Raw genomic sequence first — 19,675 nt, forward strand, 5'->3', positions numbered from 1 at the left:
CCGAGCTCGGACTCCGACACGATCGATCACGAACAAGACGCAGCGCCACGCGTCGAATGGCGGACCACCCAGCCGCATCCCGTCAATAGGTGACGCCTTCAGCCCTCCGTCCTTGTGTGCGCAAGCAACCCGCACACCCCCGCCCCCGCAGCCGCTGCACCTCCGAGCACGAACGAAAGGGTAAATGCCGACTCAGAGGGCACATCGCAGCCCTTCAAAGTCAATACAGCGAGCAGCGAGGCGACCGCCGCGCTGGCAAGTGAACTACCGACAACGCGCGCAATCGCATTCACACCGTTGACGACGGCAGTCTCACTGGCCGGCACTGCCTCGATGAGTAGCGACGGCAGCGCGGTGTATGCCCCGCTCACAAAGACGTTGATGACACCCGCCGCAACCACTATCTGCCACGGCTGATCGTGCGTGAAACCCAGAAGCGTGAACCCCACCAGCCCGACACCACACATGGAGGCCAGAACCAGATCGGCACGGAACCTGGAGATCAGACGACCACTCAGCGTCGCCGTCACAACGCCCACGACCGATCCCGGCAGCAGGAACATCAAGCTCGCTTCAAGTACGGTGTACCCGAACCCGTACCCACCGAGGCCGGAATCGATCTGGACAAACTGTGCGATCCCGAGAAACTGGACATACATCGCGGCGCCGACCAGTACTGCTGCGATGTGCACAGGTGTCACTGCGCGGCCGATCAGTGCTCGAGGCGGGATGAGCGGATCGGCACAGCGCCTTTCGTACCTGTACCACCAACAAAAGCAGCCACAACTGCCGATCCCGAGAGCGAGAATCACCCAGGTCCCCCACCGACTTCCCTCCGCGATAGCCAGTAGCAGTGCACACAACGCGACAGCGAGCAGTACCGTGCCCGCGGCGTCGAAGCGCCTACCGTGCGTATCACGCCGCCTGGTGTCAGGGATCGCCAACCAGACGACAATGAGGGCAACCAGGCTGAGCACCAACAGCATCCAGAACACTCGGCGATAGTCCCCGCCGTCGGCGACCAGCACGCCGGCCGCAACGATCCCCAGACCCCCGCCAGCTGCCATGATTCCGGACATCAGCCCGATGGCACGGGTGACGCGGCGCTCATCGAGCACCGCGCGCACCACCGCCACCCCGATCGGAAACAGCGCGAATCCTGCACCCTGCATGACTCGACCGATGATCAGCAAGGGAAGGGAGGTAGATAGCACACACAGTACCGACCCGATGACCACCGCGATCAGCATACCGATCAAGACCGGTCGTCCCCCACGCTGATCTGCGAGTCTGCTGAGAACCGGGGTTACCACCGCCGCTGCGAGCAAGTTCGCGGTGACAACCCATCCAACCGCCGTCGGGCCGATCGCGAGCTGGCGCGCCATCGTGGGGACTACCGGAACCACTGCTGCCTGCAGTATGGCCAGGGTCATCACCGAGAAGCACAGTGCCGAAACTACTTTCCGGCCATCACCCTGATCCGCAGCGGTGGCCGGTATAGTTACGCGGGTCATCGCGATCATTACTCGAACCCCTAATGATCCCACTCGCCCGCGGGTCCGTGGATCTCTCGCTCGGCGATCTCATAGGGAACCGCGAGTCGGGTCCATAGGATCGGCGGGGTCGCAGGCGCCTCAAAGGCGTTCGGCGCCCAACAAATTGACGTTCAGCGACACGGTGATAGGAGTCGAGAACTCGTCCACGAGTACCTCACAGGAGTCTCGGCTCTCATTCACCCGAATTCGATTGCATTCCAATCATTGTCACTCGTGTGTGACACAGTGTCTGCTCATCCCAGAACCGAGTCGTCGTTTGCGAGCACCTGGCGGGCGGCGCCATTCCAGAAGTAGTAGTGATTGTACTTCTTCATGATTTCCTTCATCTCCCTACGCGGAGCCTCCGGAACCGTGACCGGCTTACGCCCACTTGCCATTGCCTCGTAGTTGAACTTGCAGGAACGCTCGAAAGAGAAGAACCGATACGTGGCTTCCTCCAGGGTCTCGGCGAAAGTCAACAGGCCGTGGTTCGCAAGCAGCACCACGTTACCCTTGTCACCGACCGTATCTGCGAGATGGCGGCCACTGTCAACGTCGTTGATTCCACCGGTGAACTCATCGAACAGCACAACCTCGTCATCGAAAATCACTGCCTGCTGCTCGATGATCTCCGGAATCATGTGGAGAGACGAGAGCAGAGTCGAGTAGTGAGGATGGTTGTGGATGATGACCCGAGCGTCCGGACGGCGACGATGAATCTCGGTGTGAATGTGAATCGCAGGGGTGACATCCAGGTTTCCTTCGAGAACACTTCCGTCGGAGTCCAGAATCAACATGTCCGATGCCTGAAGCTCGAACCACCATTTACCGTACGGCGTGGAAAGCATCGTTCCATCGTCGCGCATCTCCGTAATATGGCCGGCAACGTCCAACGCCATACCAGCATCAGAAATCATCCGGGCGGAAAGCGCAATCTTCTGCTGCGGAGTGAGGTCACGACCCACAGGCAAAACCTTGGGAAAGCTCGAATCCATTCTGTAACCTTTCATAATAACTTGAGGCAGAAGCTATCGTGTTAGCAGAGGTCGAAGTTCCGGCTAGAACCAGGCCGTTGCACGTCGGAGGGTGAACTTCCACCCCGCGGGGGTTCGGATCAGCTCATCCTCATAGTGACCAACCACGATCGAAGGAAGCTCACCGACTCTCTCCGGTCGCTTGAAGCAAGCGAGTGAGCACACCTGCTGTGCCTTATCACCATCTACCGTCACGACCGCATCTGTCGTCGTATGCAGTTGATTGCGTGGAGCACGGGTCGCCATCTCCTCCAGCGCCTCACGACCCTGTCGGATGATCGGCCCGCTCGGCCCGAGTGTCTCAAACCGCCCATCCTCCGTGAAAACGGACGCAAACGCGTCTGCGTCCCCCTCGTCCACGGCACGGTTGTACAACGCAGAAAGAACTCGTATCGCCTGAATGTCCACCAGGCGTGCAACTTCCGGATCCACGAACTTCACCTCCCACCACTCGAACGCAGTCGACTCGCGACCACCTGGTTGTCAAGTACGGCGACCCCTGCATTCGAGGCAGCTAATTGAGACGACTTGAGTGATCGTCCCATTCGAAACGGTACCAAACTCCGCCGGACAGCACCATAGTCCGCCGGAGGAACATCCCCATCGCCTCCCGCTGCCTCCTACCTTCCTCGGTCAATTATTCATCTGGTCATGGCACACAATCGCTCTCACCCTATCCGCCGGCTCTCGACTCCCCGGAATCCACTCTCGACCGACGGTCTCGACTCAGCTAAAGTGACGAACCGTGACCCCGTCTCATAAGCAGTGGCGGCCCCCATGTCGTTCCAGGGCACGCTCAGCGCCCGCCGGGACAGGCGCAACTGCAGACATACTCGCACCATCGCACAATCAGGTCATAGACATATTGGACGCCGTGCGCGACGTCGCCCGTACCAGCAAGCTCGGCGATGCGCCCAAAGTTTCCGGAGTGTCCGGTTCGTCATCGCTCGGCGTCGAAACGATGATTCGTTTTGCGAACGGCTTGCCTGAAGCCCTCACCAAACGGCAAACCTGCACATTGCAATTTTGAAGAAAGGAAGATGCCATGCAATCCGAGAATTTTGTTGCCGACGTAGTGGTCATTGGCGCTGGACCGGCGGGTGGATCCGCGGCAATCGAGGCGGCCCGGAAAAATGCGAGCGTAATTGTCGTTGAAACGACCGGAGAACTGGGCGGCAACGGAGCATTCTCGACCGGCTACATCGCACTTTCCGGAACGCCATTTCAGGATGAGCTCGGCGTGGATGACAGCGTGTCAAAATTCGTCGATGACATGGAGCGAGAGGTTAGGTCGCTCGTACCGTCGTTCGACCCCGAGTTTGATCTCGATCTTGCCAACCGCTACGCGTCCGAGTCCGCGGACTCCTACAAGTTTCTGGCCGAGATCGAGATCGAGTTCCAGCGGCTCATCCCACGCCCCCGCCAGCACACCACACCAAGACTTCTTGCACTGAAGGATCCGACCCAGTTTCGATCAGCCTTCGAGCGTCAGTTCGAATCCCTGGGGATCACCGCAATCCTCCGCCGGTCGGCGAAGAAATTAACTGTCGATTCACAGGGTCGTGTCGACGGCGTGGTTGTCTCCACAGGCGACAACGAAATTCGAGTAGTCGCCCGAAAAGCCGTGATCGTGGCTGCAGGAGGGTTCTCGGCCAACCCCGACATGCGCCGCAAGTACCGTCCGCTGGACGACCCCTTCGCCCCATACGTCGGGCTCGACACTGCTGATGGCAGCGGAATCCTGATGATGCAGGAAGTGGGCGCCGACGTCGTCAACATGGACCTCATTCCCCAGTACCTCGAAGGACCTTCACGCTTCATGGAGGACTGCATCGCCATTAGCGGCGAAGGTCGACGGTTCTTCGACGAGGCGGGGCCCTACCTTGAACGAGTTGCCGCACTGAGGAATCAGCCTGGCGAGATCGGGTATTACCTCTACGACGCGACAGCGGCGGAACGGAACCGGCAGCACATTTCCGAGTTGTCGGGTCGACCCAAGGAGCTTGCAAGTTTGGAGCAGGTTGAACGAGTGATCGGGTGTGATTCCGGAGCCGTCACCGAGACCGTCGAGAAGTGGAACAACTTGATGACTTCGGACGCCGACAGGGATCCTGACTTCGGCCGCGTTACGTTCCCGTTCGATCGGGCACGTATCGAGACGCCGCCCTTCGCGGTCGTGCCGATTACTGTCGGAATCGGCAACACGAACGGCGGCGCACGCGTAAATGTGGATCTTCAGGTGATCGGTGAGAACGGATCTGTCATTCCAGGGCTGTATGCCGCCGGAGACTGCGCGGGAACCATGAACGCAGCGATGGGTCTCGGAGGTGTCCACATTGGATCCGCAGTCACCTTGGGACGGATCGCCGGGAGGAACGCAGCGGACAATTGAGAATCTCAGTTGCACTGTGAACTTCAGCTGAGCCTCTTCCCGCTACCACGCAGGGGCGACGGCAACTCGTGAGATTTGAGCTCCGCACCACGATCAGGGCACTCGCTCCCAGAGCGCCCTGATCGAAGAGCACTGGTCCAGTGGTCGAGTCGCGCCCCATTCCTCACCGGTCGGTAGAACCGTTCTGGATTGGCTCGAGTGAATCCCACTCCGCCGACCTTCTTGGTGGCTGGCCGGCCGAAACCTACAAGACCTGTGGGTAGACCACTCACGGTTCGACGCCTTCTCCGTGGCAGTCGACTACGTCGTCGGAGTCCGCGACCCGGTGATCGACGGTACACGAATCTACGACCCGTTTGCGCCCATTCGCGCGGTACGGGATTCTGCTGCCATCGCCGTATGGCTCCAGCGGCTGCGACACGCGTTGCGTGAATACTTCCCGGCCGCGCTGGAGGCATTCGACGACCTCGACGCCGATACCCTCGAACTGCTCGGCAAGGCCCCCCGACCCGACCGCGGCGGCCCGGTTGAGCCGCGCCCAGATCTCGGCCGTCCTGCGCCGGGCCCGTCGACGCGACATCGACACCAAGACCACCCGCATCCGGGCCGCGCTGCGCACCGAACAGCTCGGCCAGCCAAGGGGTAGTCATCGCCGCGTATGCGGCCACCACTCGCGCCGCGGTCGCCGTGCTGGCCACCCTCAACGAGCAGATCACCCCACTCGAAGCGCAGGTCGATGCCGATTTTCGCCGTCACCCGGACGCTGAGATCGTGCTGTCTCAGCCCGGATTACGCACGGTCCTCGGTGCCCGGGTGCTCGCCGAGTTCGGTGACAACCCCACCCGCTACGTCACCACAAAGAACCGCAAGAACTACGCCGGCACCAGCCCGATCACCCGCGCCTCGGGCAAACGGAGGCTCGTCGCGGCCAGATACGTGCACAACGACCGGCTCGTCGACGCCCTCATGCGGCAGGCGCAATCGGCACTGCAAGCCTCGCCCGGGGCGCGCGCCTACTGCGACCGATAACACGCCCGTGGGCTCGACCACATCCCCGCGCTGCGCCAGCATGCCAACCGGCTCGTCAGCATTCCTGCACGGGTGCCTCGAGCCCGCACCCACTACGACGAGACGACCGCATGGTCACATCACGTCGACAAGCCCGCTGCTTGACATCCGAGGCCCTGGGATGTCTGAAAAGACACGGTCGCCGCAACCTCTCAGATCGAGAGTGTTGCGGCGAACGCGTGAAACCAAGAGTTGGAGGTCGGTGAGGGATCTACCCCTTCGCGCTGATTGAGTTCCACTGTCTCAATACGAACAGCGCCCCATGACTCTTCGAGGGACGCAACAACACTTCGTCGGCAAACCCAGCCTTGATGACCTCACCATCGGCCGAGGCGAACCCATTCTCGATCATCCGCGAACGGCTCTCGTCAAGATCGTCCACACGGGTTGTCACCGCGAAGAGACCTTCGCCGCGCTTGTCCAGGAAGTCGGCTATGGGTCCACCGGATCCGAGCGGTGCGAGCAGTTGGAGTGAGCAGCCACCGAAGTCGGCCCACCGTGTGACCACTCCATACTCACTCACCGTATTTGTCGGTCCGAAGTCCAGATCGAACATCCTGGCGAAGTTCTCTGCGGCAACGTTCACGTCCTGGACTGCAAGTGCAATGCTGTCGATCTGACCCATGTCTCGAAAACCTTTCTGTGGCTGTGATCTCAGTGCGGCGGTCCCAACCAGTTGAACGCAGCCGTCCCCCTCCGACGTCTCCGTGCAGGGTGCCGGTAGCGCGTTTCCCGGAACTGGTCGCAGATGGCTAGGTCAGCAACTCGGCGTACACGACCGGGTGGTCTCCCGACCGGTCGATCACAACTTTCACCGGGGCTGCAACCCGCAGTTCCTTTTCCTTGGATTCGGGCACCGTCATCACAAGACGGACGTCTGCCACTCCATCCAGTTCAACCAAGGCCACAACGTACGGAACGGCAACATCGTCCGTCGGCAGGAAGTTCCGGCGAACCCGCGTATAGGAGAAGATCGACCCGATCGTTGGCGCTGAACGCCATTCGAGAGACGCGCGGCCGCACGTCGTGCAACGCGGCGCGGGATACCACGTCCATCGGTCACAGGCTTGGCAGTACGGCAAGCGAATCTCGCCCTCGCCGAGTCCGATCCAGAAGTTCTCTGCGTTGGCCTTGTATGCCGGGGGCGGGAAGCGCAACAGGTCCGGCCTGGAATAGTCGATTTGGTTCATCGGTCCACCGTCAGGAGTAGGGTTGTGTGGTCGGGAACACCCAGGCCGGCGACCAGACCGACCTCAGCCTTCGCAACTTGTCCCGATCCGCGCTCATGGCGCAGCTGTCGGACCGCCTCGACGACGTGGTTTGCCCCCAATAGATAGCTGTGAGCAAGTGAGCCTCCGTGAGTATTGATCGGCATTGCACCTCCTGGGCCAGTACGGCCACCTTCGACGAAGGCTGCGCCTTCGCCTTTGCCGCAGAAACCGAGATCCTCGATCTGCATGATGTCGGTGATGGTGAAGCAGTCGTAGATCTCGGCAAAGTCGACTTCGTCGATGCTGAGTCCGGCCTCCCCGAAGGCCTTCTGCGACGATAGTGTCGCCGGTGTGCCGAGGTAGTTTCGGTGCTGCGTAAAGTACGACGACTGAGAGATCGGAGCCGAGGCGGTTCCGACCCCCGCCACCACGATCGGGTCCTTTGCCAAGTCTCGGGCGCGCTCAAGGCTCGTGTAGACGACGGCAGCGGCGCCGTCGTTCACGAGGCAGCAGTCCGCAGCACGGAGTGGCTCGGCGATCATCGGGCTGGCAAGGTAGCCCTCGAGGTCGAGAGCCTGTGGACGTAGTGCGCCCGGTGTCAAGGCTGCGTGTTTCCGGGCAGCGATCGCCAACTCTCCCAGCTGTTCTGGTCGCAGTCCGTACTCGTAGGCGTAGCGCTGAGCGATCGATGCAAAGTACAGCGGTTGCCCGTACCATCCTACCGGCATCTCGAGTGACGCTTTGAGTGGGTCGACTGCGTGCAACGCGTACGGGCCGCCGGGGCTTGATCCGAAGTCGACACCGAAGTAGGTGAGAACAACGTCGGCCTGACCTGATTGAATCGCGAGCCGAGCCATTTGGGCGGCACCGACGATGCCAGCCCCCCATACTCCAGAGTGAGCGGTGAAGCGGCGTTCCTTGATCCCCAGCGCGGTCTGCACCATGTCCGCGGGGGCCTGTTGGGGCATCGAGTTTGCCTCGGTGACGATGCCGTCGACGTCTGAAGGCGACAGACCGGCATCGGTGAGGGCCCGCGAACACGCTTCGACCACAAGTTCGGCCAGCGGGGCCGCTCCTCGCCGCACGTACTCGGTCTCGCCAACTCCGACGGCAGCGATCTGGATTGCCTCACCGCTACGCATTGTCGCCACCCAGCTGCACTGTGCCGTCGGCGACGTTATCCCGCGACTGGAACATGTTCGTCCAGTTCGCTGTCGCGACCACGGCATCATGCTGATTGCGAACGGACAGCGCCAAGGTCGCAACGCCCCGATCCGGCTTGCTCGTGCTCCGGCGCGAATCTGCGACCTCAACAGTCACCCAGATTGTGTCTCCTGGAAACACCGGTTCGAGAATCTTCCACTGCAGGTCGAGAAAGGCAATGGCTTTGTCGTCAAAGACGCCGCCGCGCTGCATCAGTCCGGCTGCATAGCTGAGAACAAGCAGCCCGTGGGCGACGACCTTGCCCTGCACCGATGACGCTGCCCAGGACTCGTTCGTGTGTACTTCGTGCCAGTCTCCGGTCAGTTCCGCGAAGCTCGTTATGTCGTGGAGATAGATGGTCCGTCCGGGCGTGACGAAAGTCGTGCCCGGCGCTAGTTCTTCGATGTATGGCATCTCGATAAGGGCCTTTCGCAAATCCGGGCTTGAAGGGATGGAGATTGTCCCCGCATCGGATTGGGCGGAACGGATTACATGTCGGTTCATCTCGACGGCGCTCGAACGAATCGCGAGTGGCGGCGACGGGACTACTCCCGCTACCAACTCGACTGGAGGGCTGTCGCTCTTCTGTCCAGTTCCCGGGTCGGACTCGGGAGTCTCCGTCGACAACATTGTCGCGGTTCGATGATGCCAATGTCAATGACTTTGACGTCAAAATCATTGAGAAGCGGCGCGCGGCTGGTCAGCGCCTTACCGGCAGGCACACGGATTCCGGCCTTCAGAATGAACTGGCATACCCAAGGGGACACAGACTCCAAATCGAGCCCCGACATCCGCATTCGCGTCTCGGCCCGGGCGCCGCGAATCTCGACCAACGAACCCAACAGGGGGGCGCACTCAGCAGGAGACACTGTCGCCGTCGCGCGGGGCCATCAGCTGGACCAAGATAAAGAATCTCCAGAGGTCCCACGCTTGCCGTGAACAAGGTCGACGGCGTCCGCGGAGCCGTGCCGGCCCTCGTCCGCCCCGGCGGCACGCCCTGCACTGCGAGGGGCTGCAACTCAGCGGGCGAAGAAACTCAGGGCCGAAGCTCGATCGCTCGCGCCCAGATTCGCGTTGCCTCTGCGACAACTCGCTCGAGCTCGGACGGCGAGACCGAATCGTCCAACGCAAGGTGCAGGTAGGCGTAGTTCTCGATCATCCCACCGAGAAGATCGGCGGCGAGTTCTGGATCGATGTCGCTCGGCGCCAGACCTTCTTCCTGCCGCCGTCTCAGAGCTTGCGCAGCCCGGCCCACAAAACGGAGCCGAATCTCACGCAACAATTCGCGAGCGAAATCGTCGAACGTCGCAACCTGATGGATCACTGCCCACGTCTTCGCGTTTCGGGCATATGCCTGTAGATAGCGACGATTCGCGTCCTCGATGCGACTGAGTGTCGTCTGCTGCCCGTCATCGGCCTGGTGAGGGTAGGCGTTGCTGTACATATCCTCTGCCACAGCAAGAGCAACAGCGCGGAAAATCTCCTCTTTCGAGTCGAAATAGGTGTAGAAGCTGCCGTAGGCCACTCCCGCATTCTCAGCTATGTCGACAATACGAGCGCTGACGAACCCGTCGCGTTCGAAAATCTCTCGCGCCGAGCGAACGAGAGATGCCTCCGTTGCCAAAGCCCGCACTTTTCGCGGCTGAGAACCCGCAGCCTTTCCCTTGCCAGTCGTAGCGTCACGGTCTGCGGTTTGGACTCTCGCTATCCGTTTCCGTGGCGGCTCCCGCCTCACAGAACCTCCCACGTATGTCTGCGCCGACGGCGTACTCCCGCGGCGACGGAGCCACGTCCCGCCAACTGAGCACTCCGGACCGCCTGCACAACGAACGGTGCCCGGCCTGCGGGCGCAGGTGCCCAACTGATCGGATCAGGCATCATTCTCCTATGTCAACAGGCTGGCGAACACATTGGTGGATTCTTCGAGACTTGCGGTTCGGCCTGCGACTACATCCGCATACGCGAACGCTTCCATCAGACGTGTCAGGGCGTAGGCCAGGGTGCTCGGTTCGATGCGGAGTGCAAGATTCCCACGCTCCACTTCCTCGACAATCAATCCTTCTATGAGCTGGATCAAGGTCCGCTGAACGTGATACTTATGTTTGGTCAGTACTTCGAGTGCGGTCCGTGGATCACGCTCGATATACGTCTTCACCGCAGTCGATTCCTGGGTGATCGACAATTGTCCGCGCAGAATCGCCATTATTCGCGCGGCGCCATTTCCGATCGTTGCTTCGCGATTTTCCTGAAAGACGCGCGCAACCATCGACGCGATACCTCTCCGGCCAAGCGGTCGTTACTTCCGAACCAACGATATGCCGTCGCGCGGCTGATCCCGTGCTCCACGGCAAGAGAATTGAGATCAAGCCGCTGGCCGCGGAGCCAACGACTCCTCGCGGCGTCCAGCAATGCCACACGGGCTATCGCTCGCTCGGACTGCACCATGCGAGCATAGTAGAGGGTCCACCAGTAACTCAGCTGGTGGACGTAGGCCGGTGGCGGCCACCGTGTGGACAGTGACAGAGGCGCTGGCCGCCAACTTTAACCAATTGGCCGTCGCGCGGCAGACTGCACAGGATCGGATCGTCTGTGCTGCGGTCGAATCTCCGCCCGGCCAGGCTCGCCGGCGGCGGAGCGACTCCTGCCTTCTACACTCCGACTTCACCTGTTCGCGATCTGCAGCCGACTCTGGGCATACCTGTGACTCTTGTCCTTTCGCTGGACATAGCCCAATTCTCGAGAGCACACGGGGCACCGCATCAGGCCCGACGCCCGCACGTTTCAGCGAATCGCTGGTTCTCGACGACCTGCAGGTCACGTCGAGAATGACCGATCGACTCTGCGATCTCGCTGGCAATTGGTGTGGAGATCCGCTCGAGCACCTCGTTGCGTCAGATGCGTCCAGTCCGCGGTCATTGCGTCCTCACTGGAGGCCGGGCGAGCACGATGGGAGGTCTACCAGTCCGTCGGCGATTCTCGCGCCCACCTGTGGTGAATCCCGCAATCGAGGGCCCGGAAGCCGATGAGCGCCGGCGGTGTGGCGACCGTGCCGATCGGGGCGTCGAGTCTCCCTGAACCCAATCACCCGCGTTCGAGTGGATCCCCGCAGGGCCTGCAGCCGGAACACGGTGCTTCAGGGGTTGGTCAGAGCCCCCTGCTCCTTCAACTTTTGCCGAAGCTCATGCTTGCGCGCTTTTCCTGTACTCGTTCTCGGGATTTCGGCAAAGTAGACCACTTTGGGTGCCTTGAAGTGAGCAAGGCGACCGCGCACATAGCCGATCAGCTCTTCCGCAGTGGGATCCATTCCGGCAGTCGCTTCCACGTAGGCGACAGGGATCTCTCCCCAGCGATCGTCGGGCGCTGCGACCACGGCACACTCGGCCACCCCGGGATGGGAGGCCAGCACCTGCTCAACCTCGATCGAAGCGATGTTCTCTCCTCCCGAGATGATGACGTCCTTCGACCGATCACGGAGTTCGAGAAATCCATCGGAATGCATTACGCCGAGGTCGCCGGTTCGAAACCACCCATCGACAAATGCTCCTGCGGTGCTCTCAGGGTCGCGGTAGTACCCATATGTGACGTTGTTGCCTCGCAACCAGACTTCGCCGACAGTGATCCCGTCGGCCGGGGCGTCAGATTCATCATCGGTCACCACCCGCACGGGAGTGCCGCCGACATTTGCGACACCTTGACGCGCCTTGAGACGGGCACGCTGATCGGCCGGCAGTGCGTCCCACTCGTCAGCCCATTCTCCGATGACAGCAGGACCATAGGACTCTGTCAGGCCGTATAGGTGAGTGACATCGAACCCCGCTCGCTCGAGACGCTCCAGGAGATCCGGCCACGGCGGGGCACCACCGGTTGACACTTGTACCCGATCGTCGAGCCTTCCCGTGACGTCATCGACGAGATCCGTCAGCACTGTTGGCGCCGCGCTGAGATTGGTCACGCCCTCTGATCGGAGTGCTTCCCAGACCGTGTCCGGTCGCGGTTTGCGTATACATATGTGGGTTCCTCCGGATGCAGTCACGGCCCACGTCATGCACCAGCCATTGCAGTGGAACATCGGTAGCGTCCACAGGTAACGGGTGCGCGGTGAGAACTGGTGGTGCACATTCATTGCGAGTGCCTGTAGGTACGCACCGCGATGGTTGTACATGACGCCCTTCGGGCGACCTGTCGTGCCGCTGGTGTAGTTGATGGCGAGTAGATCCAGCTCGCTTCCTGGCAGTCTCGAGTATGGTTCTGCGGTGGCGACGAGCTGCTCGTAGTCGTCACTGGAAACTATGTCCACCGCACCGCCGGCATGTTCCACAGCGGCACCGCCGAGCTCTTTCAGTTCTTTGTCCACGAGCAGAATTCGGGCGCCAGAGTGATCGATAAGGTCGCCGAGCTCGCTTGAGGACAGCCGCGTGTTCAGCATGACGAGGACGCCCCCGCACTGCGGTACCGCATAGTGGGCTTCAAGGGCCATGACGGAGTTGGGTGCCAGCACGGCGACGCGATCACCAGGTTCGACGCCAAGTCCCTGCAGTCCACCGGCTGCGCGGTCACAACGTTCGCCGAACTCGGCGTAGGTGAACCTTCGCGGTCCGTCTACGACAGCCGTACGTGTGCCCGAGACTCGCCGCGATCGCTCAAGAAACGCCAGCGGGGTGAGTGGAGTGGTCATCGCGGGCTCCAAGCGGGAACTCGTCGTTCCAGGACCGCACGCATCCCCTCCGCGGCATCCGAATGCTCCAGTGCAGCACGGATTCCTGGCTCGGTAGGTCTGTCCATGAGATCAGCCAGGTAACGTTTGTAGAGTGCTCGGGCATGGGGGCTGGTGCGCCTGAAGGCGATGATCTTCTCAGCGACGACTTCTCCGAGTGCATCGTGGCTGACAACCTCGTGCACCAACCCGATTCGGCACGCTTCGTCAGCGCCAACGGTACGTCCGGTCAACAGCAACTCGCGAGCGATGTGCCTCGGTACGCGCCCGTCCATTAGAGCAGGAGCCCAGCGATCGGCGATCCCGACCCGCGCCTCTGCGAACGCAAACTGTGCCGTATCGGCAGCCACGACGGTGTCGGCTGCGAGGGCGATCAACAGCCCTGCGCCGATGCACGGTCCTTCGACCGCGGCGATCACCGGGATCGGACAATCGAGCAAAGTGGGCCAGGGTAGCTCATCCCACCAGGCGTAACCCGACGACGGTCCCTCCTCGGCGAGACCGGTGAAGGCTGCATGCAAATCGGCGCCAGACGAGAAGCTGCCCCCGGCTCCGGTGATCACCGCGACGTCCACCGTTGGATCGTCGCCGGCGCGACGAACCGCTGCCTTGAGCTGCGTGTACAGCTCGGAGGTGAAAGCGTTTCGAGCCTCGGGACGATCGATGACGATGGTTGCTGTCCCATCGGCGTGACTGCTTGCGATGTGTCCACCCTGGCGTGCCGTGGTCACCATGGGATCACCTCGTAGTCGCTCATCGAAACATCGTGCGTCATACGCCAATAGTCGACGATCCTCCAGGGCATGACGGTAACTACCCGTCCACGTGAATTGCGGTAGTAGGTCGACATCGCCGGGTTGGTCCAAATCAGTTGGGAGTGCTCTTCGTCGACTCGTCGGACATACTCGTCGTGGGCGTCCTGCTTGACGTCTAGAGCCGCCACACCCCGACAGGACAGTTGCGTGAGGCAGTCGAGAATGTATCGTGCTTGCGATTCGCTCTGGAAGACAGCACTTCCGCCATGACCAAGCCCTGTGTTGGGACCCAGCATGCAGAAGAAGTTGGGGAATCCCGGCACTGTGATGCCCAGGTAGCCAGTTGGGTTGTCGCCGTCCCAGACCTTCGAGAGCGAGCGTCCGTCACGTCCAGTGACGTTTAGGGAAGCAGCCAACTTGGTCACGTCAAAGCCGGTAGCCAGCACGATGTCGTCAACTTCGTGCCGCTCGCCGTCCACGGTGACGACTCCTCCGGCATCAACCCGCTCGATGGGTGTGTCGAGAAGATGCACGTGGTCTTCCAGAAGAGTGTCGTACCAACCGGTGTCCAAGAGAATGCGCTTGCCGTATGGCGGGTACGCGGGTGTACACGCCTCGATCAGATTGGGACGCGTGCTGAGCTTCTTTTCGATGTAGTCGGTCAGTTCCTGTCGGTGCCGGTCATTCCTGACGTTGACGGATCGCTCTGCGTGCGGCCACTCGGGGTCCTTTCGCAGGGATGGAAGCAGACCGTCACCGTAGCGCCAGAACATCGAGAATCGGAACCAGTCTTCGTAGTGGGGCACGTTCTTGAAGAGCCATTGGGTTCCCTGCGGCAGCCTATCTCGATATCCTTCGATCGGCCTGATCCACTGCGGACTGCGTTGGAAGATGTGCAAGGCTGATACTGCTTGCGAGAGCTGGGGAACAATCTGAACCGCCGACGCACCTGTGCCGATCACCGCCACTCGTCGACCAGTGAGGTCTAGATTCTGTGGCCATCGCGCTGAGTGCACGATGCTCCCTGCAAACTGGTCCAGGCCCGGGATGTTTGGCGTGCTCGGAGCGTTGAAGATTCCGATGGCACTGACCAGGACGGAGGTGGTTCGCTCCTCCCTACCCCTCGGGCCTTCGAGAATGACGTGCCAGCGGCGGTCCGTGTCGTTCCACTGCGCACTTATGAGGGTGGTGGAGAACTCAATTCTGTCGCGCAGCCCGAACTCCTGTGAACATGCCACGAGGTAGCTCTGGACTTCCTCTCCAAGGGAGAAATATCGGCTCCACTGAGGGCGTTTCGCATCCCGATAGCAGTACGCGTGGCTGGGAGTGTCGACGCCGACGCCCGGATAGCGGTTCTCCAGCCAGGTTCCACCCACCTCGTTGTTGCGGTCGACAATAGTGAAAGGCACGCCCGCACGTTTGAGTGCTGCGCCGAGGACGAGCCCGCTCACCCCGGCACCCACGACGAGAACGTCGTGGCTAACCGGGTCATCAAGGTCCAGCTGAGAATTCAGCCGATCAGGTTGGAAACCCATGTCTTCGCGGAACATGTCGGCGTACTCGGGAGGTACAGCCTGCCCGGTGCATACTGACATCATTCGCGCCATCAGTTGGTCGCCGGGGTCATCGATCGCGGTCCCGACTTCAGGATCGACGAGATGCTTCGCTATCGCGTCTCGGATCTCTTCGCGAACTTCAGTCGACAATCCGGCAGACGGGTCGGGCACCAGGCGAGCATCCCGGACAGGGCTATAGGGCTCTTGAAGCCACTTTTCGTCGCCTGTCATATGGAACAGACTCATCAGCAGCACACGATGATCAGCTGCCTCCAGACGCCTTCGAATCTGCTCTTTCGATAGCCCGTTGGGCGCCTCACGCAACTCCTCCATGTAAGACACATTAGCATTTAGTCTCATATCGTCAACAGGCCGGGAAGCGGGAGATTCTCGTTTCAGAGTCAGGTGCGCAACGGCGCTGATCGTTACGGCGCACGCGGTCGAGGCGCGTCCGCTCGACATTCGACCGCTTCGAGCTGACGCGACAGCACGCGTCGACATCGACACGACCGTCCGATCCAGGCACACCTCGCCATTCAACGATGTCGAGTAAAGCCGCTCCTTTGGCGATCTTTCTGCGGGGCGTTCCTATCGCCGACTACGGTTCACGCCAACCCGCCCTGTAGTGCGCGGGGCCAACTCGCCGACGTAGCTTCATGACTGTCGACGAAAGGGATTTGGGTGAACTTTGTTTTCCTACAATCGATTCGACTGTCAAGGGACATGGGGGCGTCCCTGTAGGCGGACAGGTGGTGTCCCTATGCGCGGACAGCTGATCTCCCTGTCGGCGGACAGCTGATCTCCCTGTCGGCGGTCAGCTGATCTCCCGCACCATCAGGTCAGGGGCATCACCCCGCGTCCGGCGGTGGCGTCCTGCAATCGCAGCGAGGTGCCTTCGGTGATCACGACATGCGCATGGTGGAGCAGTCGGTCGACCGCGGCGGTCGCGAGCGTTTTCGGCATGATCGTGTCGAATCCAGACGGGTGCAGGTTGCTGGTCACCACGACGCTGCGGCGCTCATAGGCGGCATCGACGAGGCGGTAGAACGCCTCGGCGGCGGCCTGACCGGACGGCAGCATCCCGATGTCGTCGACGACGATCAACTCGGCGCGGGTGATCTTGGTGATGGTCTTGGTGATCGACCCGTCCACCGCGGCCCTCCCGATCGCCGCGGTCAACGATTCGAGGGTGAACCACGACACCCGCATTCCCGCGTCGATCACTGCATGCGCGAGCGCCTCGACGAAATGGGTCTTGCCGGTCCCCGACGGTCCGCTGACCGCCAGGTTCTCGGCGCGCTGCACCCACTCCAACGTGACCAGGGCTTGCTGGGTAGGAGCCGGGATCGATGAATCCTGTTCCCGCCATGAGGAAAACGTCTTGCCAGCGGGAAGCCCGGCGGTTTTGCGGCGCATCGCCTTCGTTGCCTCGTCCCGACCGCGGACCTCCTCGTCGAGAAGGACCTTGAGGACCTCGGTCGGATCCCACCGCTGCGCTTTCGCCGTCGCCAGCACCTCCGGTGCGGCAGCCCGCAGGTAGGGCAGGCGCATCCGTTTGAGGACGGCGAGGAGGTCGTCGGGCAGTGGCGGTGCGGGGTTCATGAGCGTGCCTGCGCACCGGTGCTGCCGAATCCGGCCCAGGCGGCGGTGCCGGGTTGGACCGAATGCTCCTCGTCGGCGACGACACCCGCGCCGGCTGTGGTGTCGGTGTGGTGCGCGACGATCGCCGGCAGGTCCCCCTCGGCGAATCGGCCCGCTTCGGCTGCTCTCGACAATGCCGAGTCGACGGTGGCGGCGCCGACGAATGCGGCCAACTCGACCGCGGCGGTCATCTTCGCCCGGATCCGGACCGTCCCGGCCGCCGACGCGGCGACCAACCAGGTGTGCGCCCCGGGCCCGAGGTCGAGGAACCGGGCTTCGGCCGCGGAGCGGGCCTTCGGGACCGGCGGCTTCGGTGCCCCACCCGGGTCCTGCGGATGATCGGGGTAATGCGCCGGGTCGATCCGCGGGTTCCCCGGCGTCGAAAGTAAATGTCGCGCAACCTCACTCAAACCTCTCCTGTTTTCGGCCCACTCCGGGGCCTGGGGCAAGGCATCGAGGTCGGCGACGACGACCAGGTCCGTGCCGGCAGCGCGCACCCACACTTCGGTGCCGACCAACCCCGGTGGCGTCGAATACCGCACCGACCCGAACCGGATCGTCTGATCGGTGCCGACGCTGCGGGTGGTGCCCAGTGCCAGGGTGTGTGGGGCGGTCGGCAGGGTGTGCAGCCGGGCGCGTTCCTCTGCCAGGGCCTCCTTCGGGATGCGGGCGCTTTCGCGGTGCCGACGCGCATTGACCGTGGCGCAGAACTGCTCGCACGCGGCCTCGAGGTCGGCGAACGAGGCGTAGTCCGGCAGCAGGTTCGCGTCGGTGGGCACCAGATCGGCCTTGGCGATCTTGACGGTCGCCTCGCTGCCACCCTTCGATTCCGGGTCGAAGGGCACACAGGTGTGCACGGCCATGCCGTAGTGGCGGCCGGTTTCGACGATCTGCGGATGCCGCACCGCGATCCCGGCGACGTGGTCGATGCTGACCGTGCGCGGATTGTCGGTCAACGCATAGGTCGGCACCCCACCGAAGCGGCGCACCGTGGCATCGAGACACGCGATCAACGTCGGCAATGTTTGATCCCACACCGGGATCACCACCCGGTAGCGTGACCATGCCAGCCAGGCGCAGAACAACAGGGTCGAGCGCAGAATCCCACCGGGCCCGGGCACTTTCGGGCCCGCACCCCAGTCGAATTGCATCCACAGTCCGGGTTCGGTGATCCACGGTCGGTAGGTGCGGCGGTGCCCGGCCCGCCATGCGGCTTTCGCCTCCGCGACGGCGCGTCGGGTGGTGCGTTCGGTGCCGTCGAAGCCGAGAGCGACGAGGCGTTCGTGGACGATGTCGGCACGAACCTTGCCTTTGCTGCGCTCGACCCATTGCTCGATCTGGGGTAGATGCTCGTCGATGATGCGGGGCCGCCGCGACGGGCCGGTCACCGGCATCCCGGCGTCACGGACGGCGACGTAGCGTCGGACGGTTTTCGGATCGACCCCGGCCAGCTGCGCCGCTGAGTGCGCGGTGCCGGTGGTGTCGTAGGCCTCGAGAATTTCCATGATGTCCCTGTCAGACTTCTTCATGCGTCCCTCCGGTGGGAGTCGCTCGTAGGTGGTCGAAGACCTCGAGCAAAACCCCGGAGGGGTTGCGTCCAGCAGAGTGGTGTATGAACCGGATCCGAACCTGACCGGCGTGTCGTAGCCCCAAGAAGGCGGCCATCGCGTGACTCTTCGAGAGACCTACCACAGTCATTCGAGACAGGACCACGCGATGACCACTGCCCACGATATCGACCTGCACCAATTCCTGACCGACCGGCTCTCCGGCGCCAGTCCCGATCTGCTGCGCAACCTGCTGTCCACGTTCATCGATGCGCTGATGGGCGCCGAGGCCGACAGCCTGTGTGGGGCCGGCTTCGGCGAACGCTCCGATGCCCGCACCAACTCACGTAACGGATACCGGCACCGCGACTTCGACACCCGCGCCGGCACCCTCGACGTCGCCATCCCCAAGCTGCGGTCCGGTTCGTACTTCCCGGATTGGTTGCTCGAGCGCCGCAAACGCGCCGAGAAGGCGTTGACCTCGGTCGTGGCGACCTGCTACCTGCTCGGGGTCTCGACCCGGCGGATGGAGAAACTCGTCGACTCCCTCGGCATCACCTCGCTGTCGAAATCACAGGTCAGCGTCATGGCGAAGGACCTCGACGCCCAGGTCGAGGCGTTCCGCAGCCGGCCGCTCGATGCCGGGCCGTACACGTTCGTCGCGGCCGACGCGCTCGTGCTCAAGGTGCGCGAGAACGGGCGGGTGGTCAACGTGCACGCGTTGGTCGCGGTCGGTGTCAACGCCGAGGGCTACCGCGAGATCCTGGGCCTGGACGTGACCTCGTCCGAGGACGGGGCCGGCTGGCTGGCGTTCTTCCGCTCCCTGGTCGCCCGCGGCCTGTCCGGGGTGCGGTTGGTGACCTCCGACGCCCACGCCGGCCTCGTCTCGGCGATCGGCGCCACCTTGCCCGGGGCCGCCTGGCAGCGATGCCGAACCCACTGTGACTGTAAGATAATAAAGTGTTGTTTTGTGATCGGGGTCTGGTCGGTGCGGTAGGGCGATCGTGAGCGAGGTCGAC

At 62.3% G+C, this 19,675-nt stretch carries 18 protein-coding genes and 1 pseudogene; 4 read left to right on the top strand and 15 right to left on the bottom strand.

From position 1 onward, the window contains the following. Positions 1-98: 98 nt before the first annotated feature. From P3H15_RS45730 to P3H15_RS45740, 3 genes are all read right to left on the bottom strand, one after another. Complete coding sequence (locus tag P3H15_RS45730; RefSeq protein ID WP_276143365.1) at positions 99-1,523, bottom strand: MFS transporter; 1,425 nt, start codon at positions 1,521-1,523, stop codon at positions 99-101. 266 nt (positions 1,524-1,789) lie between these two features. Further along, complete coding sequence (locus P3H15_RS45735) at positions 1,790-2,530, bottom strand: class II aldolase/adducin family protein (protein WP_276143366.1); 741 nt, start codon at positions 2,528-2,530, stop codon at positions 1,790-1,792. A gap of 63 nt (positions 2,531-2,593) precedes the next feature. Beyond that, on the bottom strand, positions 2,594-3,001 hold the full coding sequence (locus P3H15_RS45740) for a nuclear transport factor 2 family protein (RefSeq protein WP_276143367.1): 408 nt from the start codon (positions 2,999-3,001) through the stop codon (positions 2,594-2,596). Between the two features lie 442 nt (positions 3,002-3,443). On the opposite strand from P3H15_RS45740, the gene P3H15_RS45745 reads away from it, so the two are divergent. Both P3H15_RS45745 and P3H15_RS45750 read left to right on the top strand, forming a co-directional pair. Next, positions 3,444-3,599, top strand: coding sequence for a hypothetical protein (locus tag P3H15_RS45745; protein ID WP_276143368.1), 156 nt, complete (start codon positions 3,444-3,446; stop codon positions 3,597-3,599). Between the two features lie 15 nt (positions 3,600-3,614). Next, a complete protein-coding gene (locus tag P3H15_RS45750; protein WP_276143369.1) occupies positions 3,615-4,961 on the top strand; it encodes an FAD-dependent oxidoreductase in 1,347 nt (448 codons plus the stop codon). A gap of 268 nt (positions 4,962-5,229) precedes the next feature. Here the strand turns inward: P3H15_RS45750 and P3H15_RS45755 are convergent, their stop codons facing one another. Next, entirely contained in the window at positions 5,230-5,580 is a 351-nt protein-coding gene (locus P3H15_RS45755) for a hypothetical protein (protein ID WP_276143370.1), read from the bottom strand. 68 nt (positions 5,581-5,648) lie between these two features. Here P3H15_RS45755 and P3H15_RS45760 point away from each other — a divergent pair, with 68 nt between their 5' ends. Beyond that, the gene (locus P3H15_RS45760; protein WP_276143371.1) at positions 5,649-5,990 is read left to right on the top strand and encodes a transposase; all 342 of its coding nucleotides are present in this window, start codon (positions 5,649-5,651) and stop codon (positions 5,988-5,990) included. Positions 5,991-6,240: 250 nt separating this feature from the next. Here P3H15_RS45760 and P3H15_RS45765 read toward each other — a convergent pair whose 3' ends face one another. The 11 genes from P3H15_RS45765 to istA form a co-directional block, all read right to left on the bottom strand. Then, positions 6,241-6,654: a VOC family protein gene (locus P3H15_RS45765; RefSeq protein WP_276143372.1), complete on the bottom strand. Its 414-nt coding sequence runs from the start codon at positions 6,652-6,654 to the stop codon at positions 6,241-6,243. A 127-nt stretch (positions 6,655-6,781) separates the two neighbouring features. After that, positions 6,782-7,219: a Zn-ribbon domain-containing OB-fold protein gene (locus P3H15_RS45770; RefSeq protein WP_276143373.1), complete on the bottom strand. Its 438-nt coding sequence runs from the start codon at positions 7,217-7,219 to the stop codon at positions 6,782-6,784. Further along, positions 7,216-8,184 (bottom strand): thiolase family protein, encoded by a 969-nt coding sequence (locus P3H15_RS45775; protein ID WP_276143374.1) that lies wholly within the window; start codon positions 8,182-8,184, stop codon positions 7,216-7,218. Before P3H15_RS45775 ends, P3H15_RS45770 begins: the two co-directional genes overlap by 4 nt. A 190-nt stretch (positions 8,185-8,374) precedes the next feature. Next, positions 8,375-8,857, bottom strand: coding sequence for a MaoC/PaaZ C-terminal domain-containing protein (locus P3H15_RS45780; RefSeq protein WP_276143375.1), 483 nt, complete (start codon positions 8,855-8,857; stop codon positions 8,375-8,377). A gap of 622 nt (positions 8,858-9,479) precedes the next feature. Further along, positions 9,480-10,190: a TetR/AcrR family transcriptional regulator gene (locus P3H15_RS45785; RefSeq protein ID WP_346348858.1), complete on the bottom strand. Its 711-nt coding sequence runs from the start codon at positions 10,188-10,190 to the stop codon at positions 9,480-9,482. Between the two features lie 138 nt (positions 10,191-10,328). Then, positions 10,329-10,709, bottom strand: coding sequence for a QsdR family transcriptional regulator (locus P3H15_RS45790; protein ID WP_276143377.1), 381 nt, complete (start codon positions 10,707-10,709; stop codon positions 10,329-10,331). 867 nt (positions 10,710-11,576) lie between these two features. Beyond that, positions 11,577-13,118, bottom strand: a complete 1,542-nt coding sequence (locus P3H15_RS45795) for an AMP-binding protein (protein WP_276143378.1) — start codon at positions 13,116-13,118, stop codon at positions 11,577-11,579. Next, positions 13,115-13,891 carry an enoyl-CoA hydratase/isomerase family protein gene (locus P3H15_RS45800; RefSeq protein WP_276143379.1) on the bottom strand — a complete coding sequence of 259 codons (777 nt, stop codon included), beginning with the start codon at positions 13,889-13,891 and terminating at the stop codon, positions 13,115-13,117. The genes P3H15_RS45795 and P3H15_RS45800 overlap by 4 nt, the downstream gene beginning before the upstream one ends. Beyond that, complete coding sequence (locus P3H15_RS45805; protein WP_276143380.1) at positions 13,885-15,801, bottom strand: NAD(P)/FAD-dependent oxidoreductase; 1,917 nt, start codon at positions 15,799-15,801, stop codon at positions 13,885-13,887. The genes P3H15_RS45800 and P3H15_RS45805 overlap by 7 nt, the downstream gene beginning before the upstream one ends. A 501-nt stretch (positions 15,802-16,302) precedes the next feature. Beyond that, complete coding sequence (gene istB / locus P3H15_RS45810; protein ID WP_276143381.1) at positions 16,303-17,070, bottom strand: IS21-like element helper ATPase IstB; 768 nt, start codon at positions 17,068-17,070, stop codon at positions 16,303-16,305. Then, the gene (gene istA, locus P3H15_RS45815) at positions 17,067-18,638 is read right to left on the bottom strand and encodes an IS21 family transposase (protein ID WP_346348859.1); all 1,572 of its coding nucleotides are present in this window, start codon (positions 18,636-18,638) and stop codon (positions 17,067-17,069) included. Before istA ends, istB begins: the two co-directional genes overlap by 4 nt. Positions 18,639-18,825: 187 nt before the next feature. Here istA and P3H15_RS45820 point away from each other — a divergent pair. After that, positions 18,826-19,596: pseudogene (locus P3H15_RS45820) on the top strand (IS256 family transposase); the annotation flags it as partial. Between the last annotated feature and the right edge of the window lie 79 nt (positions 19,597-19,675).

The sequence above is a fragment of the Rhodococcus sp. T2V genome (assembly GCF_029269925.1).
In the GTDB taxonomy this organism is placed as follows: Bacteria; Actinomycetota; Actinomycetes; order Mycobacteriales; family Mycobacteriaceae; genus Rhodococcus_F; species Rhodococcus_F koreensis.